Below are 20,359 nucleotides of genomic sequence, written 5' to 3' on the forward strand. Positions count from 1 at the left end.
TCAGTCCCTCATCAGCGCGGTGACGCGGCTGGAGCCTGCGTGCGGGGTGTAGTTGAGCAGGCGCGACAGCTCGTCGGCGCTGCCACGGACATGGCCGAGTAAGCCGTCAAAATTGATGTGACCAACCTGCACGGTGGGAATGGTCACGCCCATCGCGGCAACCACCCGGCCACTGTGATCGCGCACCGGGGCGGCGATGGTCGAGATCGACGACTCGAAGAAACCTTCGCCGCTGACATAGCCGCGCTGACGGTCGCTTTGCACCAGGTCGAACAGCTCCAGCACGGTTTTCGGCGTGCACGGCGAGTGCTGTTCCAGGTGTTCTTCCGGGTACAGCTCGCGCAGCTCGGCCAGGCTCAGGTCTTCGAGCAGGATGCGTCCCAGCACGGTGGCGTGGGCCGGCAGGCGGGTGCCGACGTTGACGGCGCTGGAGAACACCGACGGTGGCGAAACCTTGGCCACGTAGACGATCGAGCGACCGTCACGCACCACCAGGTTGCTCGGGTAATTAAGGTGATCGCACAGCCGCGCCAGCAGCGGCTGACCGAGTTCGGTCAGTTCCAGCGAGGCCAGGTATTCGAAGCCCAGGCGCAGTACCGACATGCCCAGGCGGTACTCGTTGCCGCTGCGGGTGACGAAGCCCATGGTTTCCAGGGTGGTCAGCAGGCGGAAGATGGTCGAGCGCGGCAGCTCCAGACGCCGCGCCAGTTCCGGTGCGGTGAGGGTGCGGTTTTGCCGGCTGAATTCACAGAGCAGCAACAGGCCGCGCTCAAGGCCGGGGACGATGTACTTGTCCTGGTTGTCTTTCAACAGATCCGAATCATTCATAGCGCAGTACCTGTCAGAGAGGCTTCGAGGGCTCGGGCAAGCAGGCTTGCCACGGCCTCGGGTTGTTCGATCGGGCTGGCGTGGCCGGCCTCGGTAATCAACGCGAACGCTGCCCCCAGGGCCTTGGCCAGGGCCTGGCAGTCCTCAGGGCGGGTGATGCTGTCGGCGGCGCCGCAGTAAACGTCGCAGGGCACGGCCAGGGCGGCGTAGCGCAGCAGGTCATCGCCGCACAGCAGCTCGATGGCCTGGCGATAACCCTGGGGCAGCAGGCGCGCCATGTTCCATTGCACCCAGGCGCGGGCATCGCTGCTGGCCGTTGGCGAGAGCATGTGGGCGCTGCGCTGGCGGGCCATCTGGCTGATGCCCAGCTGTTCGAGGTTGTGCAGGCGCTGGCTGCGCACCTGCCGGGCCTGCTCGGCCCGGGCCGGGTCGCCATAGCCACGGGCCGGGCTGATCAGCACCAGGCGGCGCACCCGTTGCGGCTGCCGATGGGTCAACGCCGCGGCGCTGAGAGCGCCCAGGGAATGGCCGACCAGCACGCAGTCGTCGATGTGCAGCGCGTCGAGCAATTGCAGCAGGCGCCGGGCATAGTCCGCCGCTTGCGGTGCAGGGGCGGCCAGCGGGCTTGAGTCGCCATAGCCCGGTGCATCCCAGGCAATCACCCGGGCGTGGGGGCTCAGTTGCAGCGCCACCTGCAGCCAGGACGCAGCGCCCGAGCCAATGCCATGCAGCAGCACGATGGCAGGCCCGTGCCCGGCTTCGCGGATCGCCTGGGCGCCGCCGGCCAGTGGCACCAGGCGCTGGGGAAAGCGCTGCTGCAACTGGGCCTCAAGGGCGGCGAGCGCGTGATCGGTGGCGTGCAACATGGGCTTAACCGCGCTTGATCGAGGCCAGCGGGTGCGCTGGCGGGTAGGTCGGGGTGACCGGCTTTTTCGCGCCGAGCATCACGCACATCAGCGCGTCTTCATCGCCGATGTTGATCTCTTCGCGGTACACGCCCGGCGGTACCGAAATCAGGTCGCGGTCGGTGAGCACGGTTTCGAAGCGCTCGCCGTCTTTCTCGATGATCACCTTGAGCTTGCCGCGCAACACGAAGAACACTTCCTCGACGTCGGTATGGATATGCGGCGGGCCTTCATGGCCGGCCGGGATGACCATGGTCGAGAAGGTGAAGTTCTCCGACGGGATGGTGTTCATGTCGCTGTTGACCCCGGTGCCCCCGGTGCCGACGTAACGCATTTGCGCGCGGCGGAACTTGGGGTCGTAGTCGGCCTGGAACTTCAGCGCATCCCAGTCGTACTTGCGGGTTTCATAGCGGGCGATGCGGGTCTGCATCCAGCCAGCCAGGTCCGAGCCTGCGGGTTGTTCCCAGGTCTTTGCAGCGTTGTTGTGTACGGATAGGTCGGTCATGGGTTTCTCCTTGGTCAAGGCATGACGAACCCGCCGTTGACCGGCAGGGTTTGTCCAGTGATGAAGCGCGACAGGTCGGACAGGGCGAACAGCACGGCGCCGCTGACGTCTTCTGGCAGTTGCGGGCGTTGGATCGCCCGTTGTTCGGTGTACAGGCGGTGGCGCGCCTCGGGCACATAGGCCGTGGCTTCCACCAGCACCAGGCCGGGGGCGATGGCGTTGACGGTGATGTTGTCAGTGCCAAGTTCCCGGGCCAGGCTGCGGGTCATGGCGATGATCGCGCCCTTGCTGGCGACATACGCCAGCAGGTTCGGCGCGCCCCACAGCGGGGTGTCGGAGGCCAGGTTGATCACCGCACCCTTGCCGCTGACACGCAGGGCCGGCAGGCAGGCGCGGGTCATCAGCCAGGTGCCACGGACGTTGACCTGCATGACCTGGTCCCAGGTGTCGATGTCCAGTTGCTCGCAGGTCTTGCCGCCGGAGTTGGTGATCGAGGCGTTGTTGACCAGGCCGTCGAGGCCGCCCAGTGCGGCAACGGCCTCGGCGACGCAGGCATTGATCGATTCCGGGCTGCCCAGGTCGAGCGTCACGCCGGTCACCTGCAAGCCTTGTTCGCGCAGCTCGCAGGCCGCCTGCAGCACGCGCTCTTCGAGAATGTCGGCGATCACCACCCGGGCGCCGGCCTGGCCGATGGCCTGGGCGAAGGCATAGCCCAGGCCGCGGGCGCCCCCGGTGACCAGCACGCGGCGGCCTTCGAGCATGGAGTTGAATGGGCTCATCATTGGGTACTCAGCATGGCTTTGGGCAGGTAGTGCAGAACGCGTTTCTCGGCCCAGACCACCGCGCCGTAAGCCAGCACGCCGATCAGGGTGAGCATGACGATGGCGACGAAGACCCCGGCGGTGTTGCCCTGGCCTTCAGCGTCGACCAAGAGGAAGCCCAGGCCCTGGTTGCCGCCGACCAGCTCACCGACGGTGACGCCGATCACTGCCAGGGTCGACGCGATGCGCAGGCCGGAGAACAGCGCGGCCATGGCCGAAGGGAACTCCACCAGGCGGAAGATCTGCCAGCGGCTGGCGTTCATGGTGCGCACCAGGTTGATCATGTCCGGGTCAACCGTGCGGATCGCCGAGAGCACGTTGATCATCACCGGGAAGAACACGATGAGGATGGCGATGAGGATCTTCGGGTAGATGGTGTAGCCCAGCCACATCACGAACAGCGGCGCGAAGGCGACCTTCGGGGCGATCTGCAGGGCCAGGATGTACGGCGAGAGCATGGCTTCGGCCGACGGCGAAAGGCCCAGCGACACTCCGATGGCCACGCCCAGCAGGGCGCCGAGGCCAAAGCCGACGATGATCTCGAAGGCGGTGATCAGGGTGTGTTGCAGCAGGCCGCTGGACTGCCACATGACCAGGCTTTCCTGGGCCACGCGGCTCAGTTGCGGCATGACGAACTCGGGCATGCCGAGCAGGCCGGGGCCCCACTGCCAGAGCAGCAGGAACAGGATCAGCAGGGCGACGCTGCCGAGCACGGAGGTGTTGAGGTTTCTCATCGGGCTAATACCTTGTTATGCATCCAGGCTTATTGCGCGGCCGTGGTGGTTTCGATGAACCGGTTGCTGTAGAGCTCGTCGAGCTTGGGTTCCTTGGCGACGATGCCTTCGCTGACATAGAACTTGCGTACCGCGTCCAGGCGCGCCGGGTCGATGCGCCCGAGCACGCTCTGGTTGGCGTAGACGTGCTCGACATACAGGCGGAAGGTTTTCTCCAGCGCCGCTTCCTTGCCGGCGTAGGCCGGGACCGCCTTGGCGAAGGTGGCGGCGGCGGCTTTCGGGTCCTGGATGATGTCGCGCATGCCCTGCAGGGTGGCCTGGACCACGCCGCCGACCACTTGCGGCTGGTTGTTGATGGCGTCGTCCGAGGCGAGGATTGCCTGGGCCATGCTCTCGAAGATCTGGTTTTGCGGGATCAGGTTGATTTTCACCCCGGCTTCTTCGGCATTGACCACCCAGTCCGGTACGCCGGCCATGGCCTGGGCCTTGTTGGCCGAGAACAGCTGCCACACGCCCGACGGGCCGGCGGCCTGAATGTCGACATCGGTCTTGCTCAGGCCGGCCTTGCGCAGCGAGGCGAGCAGGGCGTAGTAGGTGGTGTCGGAGTAGGACATCACGGTCAGGGTCTTGCCCTTGAGGTCCTTGATCGACTGGATGTTCTCGCTTGCGTTGGTGGCGATCATGGTCACCCCGCCGGCACCGAGCACTGCCACCGCCCGCACCGGAATACCGTTGGCGCGGACCACGATCGGGGTATCACCGATGGCGCCGCCGAGCATGGCGTTGCCGGCACCGATCTGCTTGGCGACATCGACCCCGCCCTTGGCGGCGATGAAGGTCAGGTCCAGGTCCCTGGCACGGTAGTAGCCCTTTTCCTTGGCGATGATCCACGGCGCGAAGGCCGGCGAGTTGGGTGGCGCGGGCAGCAGGTAGGTGACCTTGGTCGGCTCTGCCTGGGCAGTGAGCGCCAGGCCAAGGCCCAGGGCGATGACCGAAGTCTGTGCCAGGCGTTGCAGGGACTTGAACATGCGTACTCCTGAATCGGTTGATGGGCCGGTGGCCGTTGATCAATGCAGTTCGGTGTCTTCGCCGACTTTCAGCAGTTCCATCAGGCGCCCGGCCAGCGGGCCGATTTCCGGCAGCTTGCGGCGCTCCAGCGGGTTGTCACGGAACGGCAGGTCGACGGTGATTTCTTCGATGATGGTGCCGGGGCGGGCGCTCATGACCAGCAGGCGGTCGGACATGGCAATCGCCTCGACCAGGTCGTGAGTGATGAACAGCGCGGTTTTCTTCTCTTCGAACAACATCCGCGCCAGGTCCTGTTGCAGGATCATCTTGGTCTGCGCATCGAGGGCCGAGAATGGCTCGTCGAGGAACAGCACCTGCGGGTCGATGGCCAGGGTCCGGGCCAGGGCGGCGCGCTGGCGCATGCCACCCGACAGCTGGAACGGGTAGTGGTCGGCAAAGCCTTGCAGGTGGCAGCGATTGAGCAGATCTTCGGCAATCGGCTGGCGCTTGGCGGCGGGCATGCCCTGGATTTCCAGGCCCAGCTCGACGTTGCGGCGGATACTGCGCCAGGGCATCAGCAGGTCTTTCTGCAACATGAAGGCCACCTTGCGCACCGGCCCGACCACCGCCTCGCCGCCGACGAAGACTTCGCCTTCGCTAGGGCGGTACAGGCCGGAGCCCATATTGAGGATGGTGCTCTTGCCGCAACCGGATGGGCCGATGATCGACACCACCTCGCCGCGGCGGATCTTGAAGTTCACCTCGCGAATGGCAAAGGGCGCCTCGGCCTTGCCCTTGGCCGGGAAACATTTACCGACGTTACGAAATTCGATTTCGGTCGGCTCCAGGTCTTCCTTGGAGTTCGGCGTATTCCATTGAGAGGGGATTGCGTACATCTCTTTCACAGCCATTGGGGAAGCTCTCTGGTCTGTTTTATAGGTGATACGCCGTTTAGTGCATGAACAATGCCAAATGTGTATTGGCCCTGTTTTATTTAAAAAGTGCTTATTTATTAGAGAGTTATTGGATTAAGGCAAAAACCTGTTTGTTTTATATATGAAACAAGGTTTTCTATATGGCACGAAATTGCACAACAACTGCGCGTGGCAATTGCTGGTGCAAGGAAAAGAGGCTTTTTTCGGTAACGGAAGTGAAAGGCTGGTTTCATGGGTGAAACCAGAACATCTGCAGGGTGGGAGCTGGCCTTGCCGGCGATCGAGCGCGCAGCGGTCGCAATTCAGTCAGTGGTTGAGGGTGCTGACTGTACCGGCCTCATCGCCGGCAAGGCCGGCTCCCACGGGACCCGTCAGGCGCGAGCCGGCTTGAGCACCAGCCACAACGCCACGGCAATCAACAGCCCGCCATACAGGTGCGCCATCGACAGCGGCTCATCCAGCAGCCAGGCGCCCCACAGCACACCGAAGGCCGGGATCATGAAGGTCACGGTGCTGGATTTGACCGGGCCGATCTCGCTGATCAGGCGGAAATAAAGGATGTAGGCAAAGGCGGTACACACCAGCCCCAGCCCCAGCAACGACGCCCATACCTGCCAGCCACCCCAGCTTGCCGGCGGCTGGGTCAGCACGCTGTAGCCGAACAACGGCAACAGCAGCAAGGTCGCGCCCATCATGCTGCCCAGCGCCGACAGCCGGCTGTCGAGGCCGCCTTGCTGGTCGAGCCAGCGCCGGGCGAGAAAACCGGCCAGGCCGTAGCAAGCGGTCGCCGCCAGGCACGAGAGGGCGCCTTGCAGCAGCTTGGCGTCGAACGCCACGGGGCCTGCACCACTGAGAATGCCAACCCCGAACAAGCCGAGAAAGATGCCGCCGAGCTTGGCCAGGGTCATCGGCTCGCGGAAGAGCAGCGCGCCAATCAGCACGCCCATCAACGGCGTGGTGGCATTGAAGATTGCCGAGTAACCGGCTGGCAGCACCTGGGCCGCCACCGAATAAAGGGTGGCCGGTATCCCCGAGTTGATCATGCCCAGCACCAGGCAGGCCTTGAGCTTGCCATTGAAGTCCCAGCGCACCCGCAGCAGGGCAAGAATCACCAGCAGGCCGAGGCAGGCGATGGAGACGCGGAAAAACGCCGTGGGCAGGGTGCCGAGCACCGGTGCAATGATGCGCATGAACAGGAAGCTCGCCCCCCAGACAGCAGCGAGTATCAACAGGCGGGAAATGGCGATGGGGCTCATGGGCTCTCCGGGTCCTTTGGGGGCAGGGCGCGAGTTTACGTTACAAACCGGGCCATGCTCTCTCCCTTTCTTGCGCTTGAATTGCGCGCTCGGCGAGTTTGGCCGATACACCCGCGCCAACAGGCTTTCCCTGCCCGTGGCGACTGGCTAAGCTCAGGCTTTGACATTCCCGCAGAGGTCTGACGTATGCCCCAGCAATGGCCGGCCGCCGATATTGCCCGGATGATCCTCGATGGCTTCGACGATTACCGCGAACATTTCCGGCAGATCACCGATGGCGCCCGCGAGCGTTTCGAGCAGGCCCAGTGGCAACAGACCCAAAGCGCCTCGGCGGCGCGCATCAACCTCTATGAGGAAAAGGTCAGCGAGGTCAGTGGCTGGCTGCGTCAGGGTTTCGAGGATGAGGTGCTGCTCGATGTCTCGCTGTGGCCGCTGGTCAAGAGTGCCTATATAGGCCTGATCGACCCGCGCCTGGACGACGAACTTTCGGAGACCTGGTACAACTCGATCTTCTGCAGCCTGTTCAGCCATGACCTGATCAGCGATGGTTGCATGTTCATCCATACCACCCGGCCATCATTGCGCAGCCACGAACGGGCAGCGCAAACGCGCACCTACCGGCCGCAAAACGGCTTGAGCGCCCTGCTGGCGCAGATTTTTACCGACTACCGCTTCGATGTGCCGTATTCGGACCTTGCCGGCGACCTGGCGCGCCTTGACGCGCAGCTGCGGGAAAACCTGCCGGACTGGGTGTGCAAGGACCCGGCCCTGGCCATCGAGCTGTTTTCCCCGGTGCTGTACCGCAACAAGGGCGCCTACCTGGTCGGGCGCCTGTACACCCAGGACGAGCAATGGCCGCTGGTGATCCCGCTATTGCACCGCGAAGGCCACGGTATCGAGATCGATGCGCTGATCACCGACGAGGCCGAGGTGTCGATCATCTTCTCCTTCACCCGTTCCTACTTCATGGTCGATGTGCCGGTGCCGGCCGAGTTCGTCGGTTTTCTCAAACGCATCTTGCCGGGCAAGCACATTGCCGAGCTGTATACCTCGATCGGCTTCTACAAACACGGCAAGTCGGAGTTCTACCGGGCCCTGATCAACCACCTGGCCGGCACCGATGACCGTTTCATCATGGCGCCCGGCGTGCGCGGCATGGTCATGAGCGTGTTCACCCTGCCGGGCTTCAATACCGTGTTCAAGATCATCAAGGACCGCTTCTCGCCGTCCAAGAGTGTCGACCGCGCCACGGTGATCGAAAAGTACCGCTTGGTGAAAAGCGTCGACCGCGTCGGGCGCATGGCCGACACCCAGGAGTTCTCCGACTTTCGCTTCCCCTTGAGCAAGTTCGAGCCCGAGTGCCTGGCCGAACTGCTGGAAGTGGCGCCGTCCACCGTCGAAGTGCACGGCGACACCGTACTGATCCGCCACTGCTGGACCGAGCGGCGCATGACCCCGCTCAACCTTTACCTGGAAAACGCCAACGGCGCCCAGGTACGCGAAGCCCTGGAGGATTATGGCCTGGCCATCAAGCAACTGGCGGCGGCGAATATCTTCCCGGGTGACATGCTGCTGAAGAATTTTGGCGTTACCCGCCACGGGCGGGTGGTGTTCTACGACTACGACGAGATCTGCTTTCTCACCGAGGTCAACTTCCGCTACATCCCGCCGCCGCGTTTCCCCGAGGATGAAATGGCCTCCGAGCCCTGGTATTCGATCGGGCCGCTGGATGTGTTCCCCGAGGAGTTTCCGCCGTTTCTGTTTGCCGACAGTGGCCAGCGCCGCTTGTTCAGCCAGCTGCATGGCGAGTTGTACGACGCCGATTACTGGAAGAGCCTGCAGGCGGCGATCCGCGGCGGCAAGGTGATCGATGTGTTCCCGTACCGGCGCAAGTGCCGGGAGAGCTGAACACTGTGGGAGCTGGCTTGCCAGCGATCGAGCGCGAAGCGCTCGTATTCCAGGCGCCGCCTGCAGTGCAGGCTGTACTGGCCTCATCGCTGGCAAGCCAGCTCCCACAGGGGTTATGAGATGATTTCAGGGGGTCACCCCTTCAAGCACTTCAACTCGCTGAAACTCTGCCGCACCTGCCCAAGCTTCTGCCCCATGTACTGGCGCTGCTGCTCGCTGCTCTGCGCCATCACATCCACCAGCAACCGCCGCGCCTCCTGCTCGGTACGCTGGAAGGCTCTCCGGTACTCCGGGGTCCACAGGCTATCGCGTTTCTTCAGGAGGATTTCCAGGCGTGGCTCGAAGGTGTCGCTGTGGCGCTGGTCCATCGCCGCGCTGAACTGCGCCTGCCAATGGGCACGGTTGGCAATCCACTGGCGATTCTGCTCGCCCAGGCCCTGGGACCAGGTCATGATCCGCAACTTCTGTTGCGGGCTGAGCTCGCCCAGCCAGGTGCTCAGGCGCTTTTCCATGCGCTCTGCGCGGCGTTCGATCTGCCGCGCCAACGGCGTATTGACGTACTTGGCCTGACGTTCGCGGATGTCTTCGGCAAACGCCTCGCGCATTTCCCGCACCTGATCGTCGTCCATGCTGCGCAACAGCTCGGCGGCCGAGGGGGTGATCTGGTCGGCGACCTTGGCAATCGCTTGCCGGGCTTGCTGGGTGCGCACCTGCAGTTGCTGGTCGGTTACCGCATTGTTGGCGACCATCGTCTGGATTTCGTCGATCCAGGTCAGGTAACCGGGCAACTGCGTACGACAATGCCAGGCCAGCTGCTGTTTGAGCCGATCGTTGAGCCAGGTCTTCTGCTGGCGGTTCATGCTCAGGTAGTCGTTCAGCGACCAGGGCACCAGCATGTCGAGGTTGCGGTAGGCCAGGTCGATACGGTTGCAGGCGACCACCAGCATGGCCGATATCACCAGCAACAGAACGGTGCGCAGGTACTTGGACAGGCTGGCGTACATGAGCGAATCCTTGCAAAGGCTTGCTTGTCTTTATAGAACAGGCCAGGCCCGCACGGTTCATTTTGCTGACAGGCCGTCATTGGCAACCGGGCGCAATCGCCGCTTCAGGTGTAGAATGCCCCGCTCGCAACGAGGATTTCCGGAAATGGCTTTAGTTGGGCGTTACAACACTTTGCAAGTGGTCAAGCACACAGACTTCGGTCTGTACCTGGACGGCGGGGCGGACGGCGAAATCCTGCTGCCTAACCGTTACATCCCCAAGGACACGCCCACCGAGGTCGAAGACTGGCTGAACGTCTTTGTCTACCTCGACAGCGAAGACAAGCTGATCGCCACCACGGAAAAGACCAAGTTGCAGGTCGGCGAGTTCGCCAGCCTCAAGGTCAAAGAGATCAACAGCATCGGCATCTTCCTCGACTGGGGCCTGCCCAAAGACCTGTTGATGCCGTACTCCGAAGAAAAGCGCCAGATGAAGGCCGGTGAGTACTGTGTGGTGCACGCTTATCTCGACAAGCGTACCCGCCGCATCACCGCCACCGCGCGCCTGGACCGTTACCTGGACAAGGTGCCGGCGACCTACAAGGTCGGCCAGGAAGTCGACTTGCTGGTGGCCGAAGAAACCCCGATGGGTTTCAAGGCGATCATCAACAACAAGCACTGGGGCCTGATTCACAAGAACGAAGTGTTCAAGTTCCTGCGTTCGGGCAAGCAGGAGAAGGGCTACATCAAGGAGCTGCGCAGCGACGGCAAGATTGCCCTGAGCCTGCAGCCCATCGGCCAGGACCTGGCCAACAGCCTGCACGACAAGATCCTCGCCAAGCTCAAGGATGCCAACGGCGTGCTGCCGGTCAGCGACAAGAGCGATCCGCAGCTGATCAGCGATCTGTTCGGGGTCAGCAAGGGCAACTTCAAGAAAGCCATCGGTGCCTTGTACAAGGATGGCCGCATCGTCATCCACGCCGACCGCATCGAACTGGCCTGATCAGACCTGCTTGAAGCCTGCGAAATTCAGGTTTTCACCGCCTGGGCGCAGGTCTTTGAGCAGCGAATCGCGATCGGCACTCAGCGCCAGGCTGATGGTCGAGCGGCGCTTGCCCGGGTGGCGCACTTCCATTTTTTCCTGATGCGCCTGCAGGTAGTTCACCGGCACCTTCAAATGCTGCAGCTCGTCGGTTTCCGGGGTGTGCAGCAGCAGGTTGACCCAGTCGGGCTGGCCCTTGCGCAGCAGCTTCACCGGCACATCGAACCACCACAGGCTGCGCTTGGTGTCGAGCACGGCAAACAGGGTGTTGTCGCTGTTGAGCACGGGTCTTTCCAGTTCCTGGTTGCGGCGGGCAATGGCGGTGGGTTTGTCGAGTTTCATGCAGGTTCCTACGGGTGACGCTTGAAAGGTCGCTTATTGTGCTGGGATTAACTTGAAACATAAAGCCGCCGTGGCAAGCGCAGGCGTGCGCGGAACTTATTTCCTGCTTTGATATCAATATGATGGCGCGCAATGGTGCGCCAGCCAATTGATCGACCAGCGCCAGGCGCCTCCCTGGCAACCCAAGGAAGAACGCAAATGAAAGTAGTGATTGCCCTGTTGTTGATGCTCAGTGGCTATGCCTATGCAGGGTGCGGCAGTATCGATGACCGCGATCAACGTGCCTACTGTTATGCCCGCGAAGGGGGCTCGTGCGGGAGTATCGATAACCGCGACCTGCGTGCCGCCTGTAATGCCGAAACCCAGGGCGGCAGCTGTGGCTCCATCGATGACCGTGACCAGCGCGCCTACTGCAATGCCAAGAAAGGCGGCAGTTGCGGGAGTATCGACAACCGCGACCTGCGTGCCGCCTGCAATGCCGAAACCCAGGGTGGCAGCTGTGGCTCGATCGACGACCGGGATCAGCGCGCCTACTGCAACGCCATGAAAGGCAGCAGTTGCGGCAGCATCGACAACCGCGATCTGCGCGCCCAATGCGATGCCAGGAAACACTGACCCCGCAACGGGGCTTAGCGGTTGGCGCTGGCCGTTGCTGGCGACAACGGCTGGCTCAGCGGTGAGGTGGCACCATCGGTGTGTGTCACCGTCGCGGTAAAGGCGCCGAACCGCTGCGCCTGTTCCAGCCGATAGTCGAAGTGCCCCTCGCCGCGTGCGTCAGTCGGCACCATCACTTCGCCCAGGTACTGCTCGGCTTCGCGGCCAGCGGCTTGCCCATTGGCGAATACTTCAACACGCAGCAGGCTGTGAGGCTCAGCATGGACCGTACCGCTCAAGCGACCGTCCTTGAGTTCAGTGAGCTGCGGTGCTGGCTGGTTACGGTTGGGCAACGGCTGGCAGCCTTCTACGGGCGCCTTGGCGTCGCAGATGATCGCCCGGTTGTTCGCCGACTGATCGACGCCAATCCCCCGTGAGCCCTCATAGATCGCATGCTCAAGCGCCGGTACGCCAAAGACGATGGCCCCGGTGCGCTGCTCGGCAATGCACGAGCCACCGGCTTGGCAGCGACGGATGTCCTTGCCGTTGTCCCAGATGCGGTTGGCGCTCAGGCGGTTGCTGGTGGTGGTTGGCTCCGGGCGCAGGGCCACGCCGATGCGGTTGCCATGGATCAGGTTGCCGTCAAGGATATTACCGGCGCCGCTGACGCTGACCCCGATCGAGTTGCCGGTAAAGGTGTTGGCGGCCAGGTAATTGCGCTGGCCCCAGTTGATCTGCAAGCCGTCCGAGTAGTTCTCGAAACGATTGCGCACCACGCTGTTGTCGTTGCCCCAGAGTATTTCGATGCCCTGGGACGGTTCCGGGTTGGCCTCGGTGGAGCGGAACAGGTTGTCAGCCACCAGGTTGAACGCCGCGCCGCGGGTCAGTTCCAGGCCATCGCCATTATCGATCAGCTGGTTGCGCAGCACCTTGTTGTTATTGGTGGTGGTCGCGGTCGGGTTGCCCTGGCCATCGTCGCCGGTGAGCATGATCCCGGCACCGCCCTTGTTGGCGACGATGCGGTTGTCTTCGATGACGTTGTTGCTGGCGCGGTTGAGCAGGATGCCGATGCAGAAATTACGCACTTCCAGGCCGGAAATGCGCACGCCCTGGGTGTCACGCAGCACCAGCCCGGGGCCGGTGGTGGTGCGTACATTGGTGCCGAACTGGCCGGGTACGGCGCCGGGGCAGGCCTGGGTGCCGTCGCCGATGATGTAGGCCGAGCCGTCGATGGCGATGAACTGGCCGTCGCGGGCCCAGGCCGTGCCTTCGATGCTTACCGGGCCCTGGATCGGCGGCAGCGGTGAGGCTGGCTTGATCAGGTACGGGGGCTTGCCTACCGGGCGGATTTCGATCCGGTACTGGCCGGGCTTTTCGTTGTTGCGCTCGATCGCCCAACGCAGGCTGCCGGGCTGTTGGTCATCGGCGTATTGATCGACCACCAGCGTGGTCAGGGCCGTTGCCGGTGCGGCGGCAATGGCGGACAGGGGCAGCAAAAGGGCTGCCAGCAGGGGCGTGACGCGCATGGGCAAAGGTTTCCGCAGTCGGCTGTTGTTGTTATAGCGCAGGCGCAAAAAGCCTGCAGCGTGGCTGTCGATTCTAGGATAAGCCTTTGCGATTCAGCGGCTTGCTTGAGCGAATCGGGGCGATATTCGCCCGCTGTTTTGCCAGCGGGCAAATAATTGAAACTCTCGCAACAGGCCATGGGTCCACAGACTGTCGACTCTGACCGCGTGTTATTTCCCCTTCAGGAGAACTCCCATGAGTGGCACTAAAGACAAAGTAAAAGGTATGGCCAACGAGGCTGTTGGCAACGTCAAGCAAGGTGTTGGCAAGGTGACCGACAACGACAAGCTGCGCGCCGAGGGCAAGGCCCAGGAACTCAAGGGCGAAGCTCAGCAAGCGGTTGGCAAGGTCAAGGACGCCATGAAGAAGCCTTGAACCTGTGTGCAGGGTAGGACGACGGCCATCCTCGGGTGGCCGTTGTGCTATCTGCAGCAATCAGTCGCAACTGTGAGGCGATCGTCGATTAGACTTCAGGTCGAACCTGTCTGATAAGTGTTTGAGGAACTTTGCCCATGACCCTCGAGCGGCGAAAGGAGACGCTATGATTTTCCCCGACCTGCGCGGCTTGCCGTTGCACCGTGTGCTGGTGCGCACAGTCAAGGAGTTTCTCGATGACGAGATGTCCACCTACGCCTCGGCGCTGGCTTACCAGATGCTGTTTTCGCTGTTTCCCTTCCTGCTGTTCCTGATCGCCCTGATCGGCTTCCTGCATTTGCCGGATTTCTTCTCCTGGCTGCGCCTGCAGTCTGAACTGGTGTTGCCGCCCCAGGCGCTGGAGCAGGTCAACCCGGTGATCGACCAGTTGCAGCAATCCAAGGGCGGTTTGCTCTCGGTGGGTATCGTCATCGCCCTGTGGACCGCGTCAGCCGGTGTGCGGCTGATGATGAGCGCGATGAACGCCGCCTACGACGTGGTCGAAGGGCGCCCGGTGTGGAAGCGTATCCCGTTGTCGGTGATCTACACCGTCGGCATTGCCGGCATGCTCCTGGCGGCTGCCGCACTGATGGTGCTGGGGCCGCAGGTGATGGAGTGGATTGCCTCGCAGATCGGCATGCAGGAGTTCATCGTCACCTTGTGGACCGTGCTGCGCTGGCCGGCAATCATCATTCTGATGATGGTCGCGGTGGCCCTGATCTATTACGTGATGCCCGACGTTAAGCAGAAGTTTCGCTTCATTACCCCCGGTTCGGTGCTGGCAGTAGTGGTGTGGATCATCGCGTCCTTGGGCTTCGGTTATTACGTCAAGACTTTCGCCGACTACAACGCCATGTACGGCAGCATCGGGGCGATCATTGTCCTGCTGTTGTACTTCTATATCTCCGCTGCGGTGTTGTTGCTGGGCGCGGAGATGAATGCGGTGATCGAGCATATGTCCGAGGAAGGCAAGGACCCCGGCGAAAAAGACTTTGATGGTGTCGCCCACGAGCATGATAAAAAGCATGTTTCCGGGCTTGGCCGCGATCATTCACTCGATCATGAAACCACGCCTGCCAGCGAACCCCTGAGTCGAAGCCAGCATGATTCATGACATCCTGAAAATGGGCGATGAGCGCTTGCTGCGCATCGCCCCGCCTGTGCCGAAGCACATGATCGGCAGCACCGGGCTTGAGCGACTGATCGCCGACATGTTCGAAACCATGGAGCATGTCGGCGGTGTTGGCCTGGCCGCGCCGCAGATCGGTATCGACCTGCAACTGGTGATCTTCGGTTTCGAGCGCAGCGAGCGCTACCCGGATGCCGAGGCGGTGCCGCGCACCATTCTGCTCAATCCGCTGATCACACCCTTGGGCACCGAGGTCGAGGACGGCTGGGAAGGCTGCCTGTCGGTGCCGGGGCTGCGTGGTGTGGTGCCGCGCTACCAGCGGATCCGTTACGAAGGCATCGATCCGCAGGGGCAGCCGATCGTGCGCAACGCCGAAGGTTTTCATGCCCGGGTGGTGCAGCATGAGTGCGATCACCTGATCGGCCGCCTTTACCCCTCGCGCATCCACGATTTCAGCCGCTTCGGTTATACCGAGGTGCTGTTCCCCGGGCTGGACCCGGCCAGCGACGACTGAATCCGCGTCATCGCCAACAGGGGCTTGCTGCGCTGGTAGCGGGCCAGGCGCTCGGCCAGAGTGGCGGGCAGGGCGTCGCTGGTGCTGAACGCCAGCCGCTCGTAGAAGCCCACCAGAGCCGGATGGCAAAACAACCAGATGTCCCCTTGCAACTCGCTCGCGGCCGCTTCGATCAGCTGGCGGGCGACCCGTTGGCCGCGCCAGGCGGGCGCGACGAACAACCCGGTCAGCCAATGGCCGCCTGGTACTTGGCTCAGGCACAAGGCAGCGACGATCTCATCGGCCCTGGCTACCCAAAGCTGGCCCTGGGCAGCCGCGCGCATGGGCGAACCCTGGTTTCGGTAGAATTTATTCAGCAGGGGCCGCTCGGCGGCGGGCAGCGGGCAATAGCGTAACAAGGTCACTGGTTTGATCTGGCAAAGGCTCTACCCCGGGCTTTTACACGGGAAGGCGAAAAGTGTCGAGGGCGTTGTGTCGGGCTTATTGTTGCACAGGCGGTAACAGTGAATGTCCGGCTTCGCGATTTAACCGCCCGAAGTACCTTGTAAACTAACCACATCCCACGGAATAAGTTGTAGTGGGGTCGGTACTTCGTGTTATGTCCCATTGCTTGATATAACAACTTCTCCGCGCCCTTATTGGCAAATGAAGTCAATCGATTAGTTTGATTGCTTTGCAGGCCTATTATCATGAAAAGTTTATTTGCACTTGCCCTGGTTGCCATGTCGTCGTTCGCCATGGCGGATGAAATCAATAGTGCTGCTGCGCAACCTGTTGTTGAGCAGTATGACTACAGCACTAACCTGGATATTGCCAAAGTCATCAGTTTGTCGACCATTCCCAATGTCTGTGAAGTGGTACCGGCAACCATGACCTACGAAGACCATCAGGGTCAGCGCCACACCATCGCATACCGCGCCATGGGCGACGGCTGCAGCAACGGTTGATACCGTTTGGCGCCTCTGGGTTGCGCATTGCAGGGCTTGAGCTAGGGTGAATCGTGTCCAGGGTGGACAGGTTTTTCTATCTCACAAGGAGTGAATGCAATGAACAGCCCTGAAAAGAATCTGCGTCACGGTCGGGTCATTTCACCGGCCAGCCGTGGTTCCAAGACTGTCGAACTGGGATTGCTCGGCAACTGGCAAGTCAACGAAATGGAAGGCGGTAAAAACTTCCCCAGCCTGGTGGGTGGGCCGGTACCCGCGCCCTTCCAGTCGGATGTCGCCAGTGTCGTGCCACCGGCGGATGGATATATTCTAAGTGGCGGCAAAGAGGATGCTCGCGACGTCGTCAATTACACCAATGCCGAAATGTCCGCCAAACTGGGCTCGCCCTTTACCTGGCCGTTGTTGAATGTCACGCCAGGCCAGACCTTTCATGTGAAGTGGGAATACACGGCCCCGCACACCACCCGTGGCTATCGCTGGTTTATTACCAAAGATGGATGGGATGTGAACAAACGCATCAGTCGTGCCCAGCTCGAGACGGCGCCGTTTGCCGACGACCTCTATCCGTATACGCCGTATTTCGATCATAAGGACAAGCTCAAGGCCAAGGTCGAACACGAGGTCAAGCTACCCGGCAACAAGCGCGGCCATCACGTCATCGTGCTGCTGTGGCTGGTCGCTGATACCGGCAACGCCTTCTACCAGGCCTTCGACGTCAACTTCCAGTAACCCGCCTCACTGGCTCTCGCGCGCCAGCAGTTCACGCTTGCGCTCCACGCCCCAACGGTAGCCCGAGAGGTTGCCGTCGCTGCGCACCACCCGGTGACACGGGATGGCCACAGCCAGGGCGTTGGCCGCGCAAGCCTGGGCCACGGCGCGCACCGCCCTGGGAGAGCCGATCCGCTGGGCGATCTCGGCATAGCTGGCCGTACAACCAGCCGGGATCGCCCGCAAGGCCTGCCAGACGCGTTCCTGAAAGGCTGTGCCGCGCAGGTCCAGCGGCAGGTCCAGGCCGATGCCCGGTGCCTCGATAAAACCCACGACCCTGGCAATCAGGCTTTCGAAGCCTTCGTCGCCGCCGATCAGGTTGGCCTTGGGGAATTTGTCCTGCAGGTCATTGAGCAGCGCCTGCGGATCGTCACCGAGCAGGATTGCGCAAATCCCCCGTTCACTCTGCGCCACCAGAATTGCCCCCAACGTGCACTGGCCGATGGCAAAGCGGATGTCGGTATTGGCACCGCCGTCACGATAGGCGCCCGGGGTCATGCCCAGGCGTGCATTGCTCGATTCGTAGAAGCGGCTGTTGGAGTTGAACCCGGCCTCGTACAAGGCGTCGGTGACCGTTGCCGACTGCTGCAGTTGAGTGCGTACCTTGCGCGCACGGTGAGCCGTGGCATAGGCCTTGGGCGTCAGCCCGGTCACGGCTTTGAACACCCGGTGAAAGTGGAACGGGCTCATCTTCAGTTGTTCAGCCAGCTGGTTCAGGCTGGGCGCCGGGTCGGCGCTTTCGATCAAGGTGCAGGCGCGGGTGACCTGGGCCCGGTGCTGTTCGGCGACATCGGTCTGGTTGGCGCCGCGGCGCTTGCTCGGCCGGTAGCCGGCGGCTTCGGCCAGTTCGGCAGTGTCGAAGAATTCGACGTTGTCGATGCGCGGCAGGCGCGAGGTGCTGCTCGGCCGGCAATAGACGCCCGTGGTACGCACGGCATAGACGAAGGCCTGGTCCGCAGCCGGGTCGCGGGCCAGGATGGCCTGCCAGCGCGGGTCGGATTCGCTGATCCGTGGTTTGCCTGTACTCATGACGGTTTGCTCCTGGCGGTGATCGATGGGTTCAGGCTACGGGGTCGGGCTACAGGAATAACTCCGGGTCTTGCGTTCAAACTCGCTTGGCCGGTACGCGCCAGAGGTACCAGGCGGCAACGGTCCGGTAGGGGCTCCAGCGCTTGCCCAGGTCGATCATTTGCCGGCGCGTCGGCTGCGTCTCCAGGCCTTGCAAGCGGCGGTAGCCCTCGCGCACACCGAAGTCGTCGGCCGGCAGGATGTCCATGCGTTCCAGGGTATAGATCAGCAGCATCTCGACGGTCCAGCGGCCTACGCCACGCAGGTTGATCAGGCGCTCGACCAGCGCTTCATCTTCCAGTACCGAGGCCTGTTGGTAGTCTGGCACCCGCCCTTCGACACGTGCCCTGGCGATACCCTGGATGGTTGCCAGTTTGCTCGCCGAGAATCCGCAGCCGCGCAATTGCTCCGGGGTGGTCGCCAGCACCTGCTCGGGGCTGGGAAACCCGCACCCCGGGTAGAGCGCCAGAAAGCGTCCGAGAATCGCATCGCCCGCCTTGGCATGCAGTTGCTGGTAGGCAATGGCCCGCACCAGTGCCTGATACGGGTCACGGGTGGGTTTGGGTTGATGCAGGCAAGGGCCCACCGCCTCGATGTGTGCGGCCCACTGCGGGTCCATCGCGGCGAGGTAGGTTTGCGCCTCGGTATAGAAAGCGTGCTTGCTCATCAGGCCTCCAGCGCCTTTGCCACGTGCTCCAATGCCTGCTTGAGTTCGGCCCGGCTGGCAGCCGCCGACAGGCTGATGCGGATCGCTGCCAGGTCATGCTGTTTTACCGCGAACACCTCGGCTGGCACCACCGCCACGCCATTGGCCCGGCAAGCCTCGGTCAAGCGTGCGGCGCTGTGCCCGGCCTTGACCCAGATGTGTGGGGCAGGCTGGCTGCTGTTGACCAGGTAGCTGCCCAGAATCCTGCAGGCCAGGCGCCAGCGTTGGCGGACTTCCTCGCGCTGCCAGGCCAGACGCCTTTGCGCCGTGCCATCGGCAATCCAGCGACAGGCAATCTGCAGGTTCAGCGGCGACACCTGCCAGTGAGTGGCCTGGGCATGGGGATCGACCTGCGCCAGTAACGCCGGGTCAGCCACGATCCAGCCCAGGCGCAGGCCGGCGCCGACGGTTTTCGACAGGCTGCTGATCAACAGGCCGCGCCGCCCGAGCAACCGCCACAGCGGTGGCTGGTCGGTCAGCGCACCGTAGACATCGTCTTCGATCACCAGCAGGTCATGCCGCTCGACCACCTCGGCAATCGCCTGCTGGCGAGCGCTGCTCATGCATGCACCGGTAGGGTTGTGCAGGCTCGGGGTCAGCACCATGACGCGCGCGCCGGTGGCACGGGCGACCCGATCCAGATCATCGGCAACAATGCCCTGATCGTCCAGGGCGATGCCATGCAGCGGCAGGCGCAATTGCCGGCAGGCGGCCTTGATGCCGGGGGCCGTGAGGGCTTCGACCAGCACTGCTTCGCCCGGTTGGCACAGTGACAGCAAGGTCGTGAACAAGCCCTGCTGGGCGCCGCCGCACAGCAGCAGTTGCCGGTCGTTCAGTTGCAGGCCGCGATTGGCCAGCCAGGCGGCGCCGTGCACACGGCCGCGCAGCAACTCTTCGGCGCTCAGGTAATGGTCCAGGCAGCCCGCCTGACCGTCCTGCAACAACGCCTGCAAGGTCGTTTCGCTGTCGCGGTTGGCCGGGTCGATCACGGGCACATTGGTCGACAGGTCGATCAGGCTTGATTGCACGTCGCGCTGCTTGAGGCGAAACAGCGTAGCCTCCTTGCTGCCGGCCAGCACATAGGTGCCACGCCCGACTTCGCCCGAGACCAGGTGCCGTGCCGCCGCCTCGCGGTAGGCCTGCTGAGTGGTGCTGGGGTTCAGCCCCAGGTTCCAGGCCAGGCGCCGTTGTGGCGGCAGACGTTCGCCGACTTTCAGCTCGCCGCGCTCGATGGCGGCGGCAATAGCGTCGACCAGGGCCAGGTAGCGCGGCTGGGCATCCTCGGTGAGGGCAGGGGTCCACATTTATTGTTGGCCATGCAATATAAGAATTTACCCATACAATGCGCGGCGACTAGGATCAGGTCAAATCCGATCCTGCCGAGGT

Annotated in this window: 23 protein-coding genes; 8 read left to right on the plus strand and 15 right to left on the minus strand. The window is 62.7% G+C overall.

Annotation, left to right across the window (positions count from 1 at the left end; translation table 11 throughout):
• The 8 genes from ABM562_RS15890 to ABM562_RS15925 all read right to left on the minus strand — a co-directional run bounded on the left by ABM562_RS15890 (position 1) and on the right by ABM562_RS15925 (position 6,992).
• Entirely contained in the window at positions 1 to 828 is an 828-nt protein-coding gene (locus ABM562_RS15890) for an IclR family transcriptional regulator (protein ID WP_115088231.1), read from the minus strand.
• Complete coding sequence (locus tag ABM562_RS15895) at positions 825 to 1,694, minus strand: alpha/beta fold hydrolase (protein WP_233673369.1); 870 nt, start codon at positions 1,692 to 1,694, stop codon at positions 825 to 827. Before ABM562_RS15895 ends, ABM562_RS15890 begins: the two co-directional genes overlap by 4 nt.
• A gap of 4 nt (positions 1,695 to 1,698) precedes the next feature.
• On the minus strand, positions 1,699 to 2,238 hold the full coding sequence (locus ABM562_RS15900) for a cupin domain-containing protein (RefSeq protein ID WP_115088229.1): 540 nt from the start codon (positions 2,236 to 2,238) through the stop codon (positions 1,699 to 1,701).
• Between the two features lie 14 nt (positions 2,239 to 2,252).
• On the minus strand, positions 2,253 to 3,017 hold the full coding sequence (locus ABM562_RS15905) for an SDR family oxidoreductase (RefSeq protein WP_115088510.1): 765 nt from the start codon (positions 3,015 to 3,017) through the stop codon (positions 2,253 to 2,255).
• Complete coding sequence (locus ABM562_RS15910; protein ID WP_045193442.1) at positions 3,017 to 3,793, minus strand: ABC transporter permease; 777 nt, start codon at positions 3,791 to 3,793, stop codon at positions 3,017 to 3,019. The genes ABM562_RS15905 and ABM562_RS15910 overlap by 1 nt, the downstream gene beginning before the upstream one ends.
• Positions 3,794 to 3,822: 29 nt before the next feature.
• Positions 3,823 to 4,821, minus strand: a complete 999-nt coding sequence (locus ABM562_RS15915) for an ABC transporter substrate-binding protein (RefSeq protein ID WP_134063777.1) — start codon at positions 4,819 to 4,821, stop codon at positions 3,823 to 3,825.
• Between the two features lie 39 nt (positions 4,822 to 4,860).
• Positions 4,861 to 5,697: an ABC transporter ATP-binding protein gene (locus ABM562_RS15920; RefSeq protein WP_233673390.1), complete on the minus strand. Its 837-nt coding sequence runs from the start codon at positions 5,695 to 5,697 to the stop codon at positions 4,861 to 4,863.
• 410 nt (positions 5,698 to 6,107) lie between these two features.
• A complete protein-coding gene (locus ABM562_RS15925; protein ID WP_115088226.1) occupies positions 6,108 to 6,992 on the minus strand; it encodes a DMT family transporter in 885 nt (294 codons plus the stop codon).
• A gap of 186 nt (positions 6,993 to 7,178) precedes the next feature.
• On the opposite strand from ABM562_RS15925, the gene aceK reads away from it, so the two are divergent.
• Entirely contained in the window at positions 7,179 to 8,900 is a 1,722-nt protein-coding gene (gene aceK / locus ABM562_RS15930) for a bifunctional isocitrate dehydrogenase kinase/phosphatase (protein ID WP_233673370.1), read from the plus strand.
• Between the two features lie 134 nt (positions 8,901 to 9,034).
• On the opposite strand, the gene ABM562_RS15935 is transcribed toward aceK, so the two are convergent.
• A complete protein-coding gene (locus ABM562_RS15935; protein ID WP_115088224.1) occupies positions 9,035 to 9,904 on the minus strand; it encodes a DUF6279 family lipoprotein in 870 nt (289 codons plus the stop codon).
• Between the two features lie 145 nt (positions 9,905 to 10,049).
• On the opposite strand from ABM562_RS15935, the gene ABM562_RS15940 reads away from it, so the two are divergent.
• Positions 10,050 to 10,886 carry a CvfB family protein gene (locus ABM562_RS15940; RefSeq protein WP_115088223.1) on the plus strand — a complete coding sequence of 279 codons (837 nt, stop codon included), beginning with the start codon at positions 10,050 to 10,052 and terminating at the stop codon, positions 10,884 to 10,886.
• Here the strand turns inward: ABM562_RS15940 and ABM562_RS15945 are convergent, their stop codons facing one another.
• Positions 10,887 to 11,267: a hypothetical protein gene (locus tag ABM562_RS15945; protein WP_115088222.1), complete on the minus strand. Its 381-nt coding sequence runs from the start codon at positions 11,265 to 11,267 to the stop codon at positions 10,887 to 10,889.
• Between the two features lie 198 nt (positions 11,268 to 11,465).
• On the opposite strand from ABM562_RS15945, the gene ABM562_RS15950 reads away from it, so the two are divergent.
• Positions 11,466 to 11,882, plus strand: coding sequence for a hypothetical protein (locus ABM562_RS15950; RefSeq protein WP_115088221.1), 417 nt, complete (start codon positions 11,466 to 11,468; stop codon positions 11,880 to 11,882).
• Positions 11,883 to 11,896: 14 nt separating this feature from the next.
• On the opposite strand, the gene ABM562_RS15955 is transcribed toward ABM562_RS15950, so the two are convergent.
• Positions 11,897 to 13,387 carry a right-handed parallel beta-helix repeat-containing protein gene (locus ABM562_RS15955; RefSeq protein WP_460422579.1) on the minus strand — a complete coding sequence of 497 codons (1,491 nt, stop codon included), beginning with the start codon at positions 13,385 to 13,387 and terminating at the stop codon, positions 11,897 to 11,899.
• A 235-nt stretch (positions 13,388 to 13,622) separates the two neighbouring features.
• Between ABM562_RS15955 and ABM562_RS15960 the strand changes: the two genes are divergently transcribed.
• From ABM562_RS15960 to def, 3 genes are all read left to right on the plus strand, one after another.
• Positions 13,623 to 13,802 carry a CsbD family protein gene (locus ABM562_RS15960; RefSeq protein ID WP_115088219.1) on the plus strand — a complete coding sequence of 60 codons (180 nt, stop codon included), beginning with the start codon at positions 13,623 to 13,625 and terminating at the stop codon, positions 13,800 to 13,802.
• Between the two features lie 166 nt (positions 13,803 to 13,968).
• Complete coding sequence (locus tag ABM562_RS15965; RefSeq protein WP_038996548.1) at positions 13,969 to 14,955, plus strand: YihY/virulence factor BrkB family protein; 987 nt, start codon at positions 13,969 to 13,971, stop codon at positions 14,953 to 14,955.
• A complete protein-coding gene (gene def, locus ABM562_RS15970) occupies positions 14,945 to 15,484 on the plus strand; it encodes a peptide deformylase (RefSeq protein ID WP_115088218.1) in 540 nt (179 codons plus the stop codon). Before ABM562_RS15965 ends, def begins: the two co-directional genes overlap by 11 nt.
• On the opposite strand, the gene ABM562_RS15975 is transcribed toward def, so the two are convergent.
• Positions 15,436 to 15,807 (minus strand): GNAT family N-acetyltransferase, encoded by a 372-nt coding sequence (locus ABM562_RS15975; RefSeq protein ID WP_115088509.1) that lies wholly within the window; start codon positions 15,805 to 15,807, stop codon positions 15,436 to 15,438. The two genes, def and ABM562_RS15975, sit on opposite strands and share 49 nt — an antisense overlap.
• 366 nt (positions 15,808 to 16,173) lie before the next feature.
• On the opposite strand from ABM562_RS15975, the gene ABM562_RS15980 reads away from it, so the two are divergent.
• Positions 16,174 to 16,431 (plus strand): DUF2790 domain-containing protein, encoded by a 258-nt coding sequence (locus ABM562_RS15980; protein ID WP_134063769.1) that lies wholly within the window; start codon positions 16,174 to 16,176, stop codon positions 16,429 to 16,431.
• Positions 16,432 to 16,530: 99 nt separating this feature from the next.
• Positions 16,531 to 17,160: a lytic polysaccharide monooxygenase auxiliary activity family 9 protein gene (locus ABM562_RS15985; RefSeq protein ID WP_115088216.1), complete on the plus strand. Its 630-nt coding sequence runs from the start codon at positions 16,531 to 16,533 to the stop codon at positions 17,158 to 17,160.
• 6 nt (positions 17,161 to 17,166) lie between these two features.
• On the opposite strand, the gene ada is transcribed toward ABM562_RS15985, so the two are convergent.
• The 3 genes from ada to ABM562_RS16000 form a co-directional block, all read right to left on the minus strand.
• The gene (gene ada / locus ABM562_RS15990; RefSeq protein WP_258578883.1) at positions 17,167 to 18,228 is read right to left on the minus strand and encodes a bifunctional DNA-binding transcriptional regulator/O6-methylguanine-DNA methyltransferase Ada; all 1,062 of its coding nucleotides are present in this window, start codon (positions 18,226 to 18,228) and stop codon (positions 17,167 to 17,169) included.
• A 76-nt stretch (positions 18,229 to 18,304) separates the two neighbouring features.
• Positions 18,305 to 18,934, minus strand: a complete 630-nt coding sequence (locus tag ABM562_RS15995; protein ID WP_233673373.1) for a DNA-3-methyladenine glycosylase family protein — start codon at positions 18,932 to 18,934, stop codon at positions 18,305 to 18,307.
• Positions 18,934 to 20,277, minus strand: coding sequence for an aminotransferase-like domain-containing protein (locus ABM562_RS16000; RefSeq protein ID WP_233673374.1), 1,344 nt, complete (start codon positions 20,275 to 20,277; stop codon positions 18,934 to 18,936). The genes ABM562_RS15995 and ABM562_RS16000 overlap by 1 nt, the downstream gene beginning before the upstream one ends.
• Positions 20,278 to 20,359 lie beyond the last annotated feature (82 nt).

Source organism: Pseudomonas sp. ZL2 (assembly GCF_054788455.1).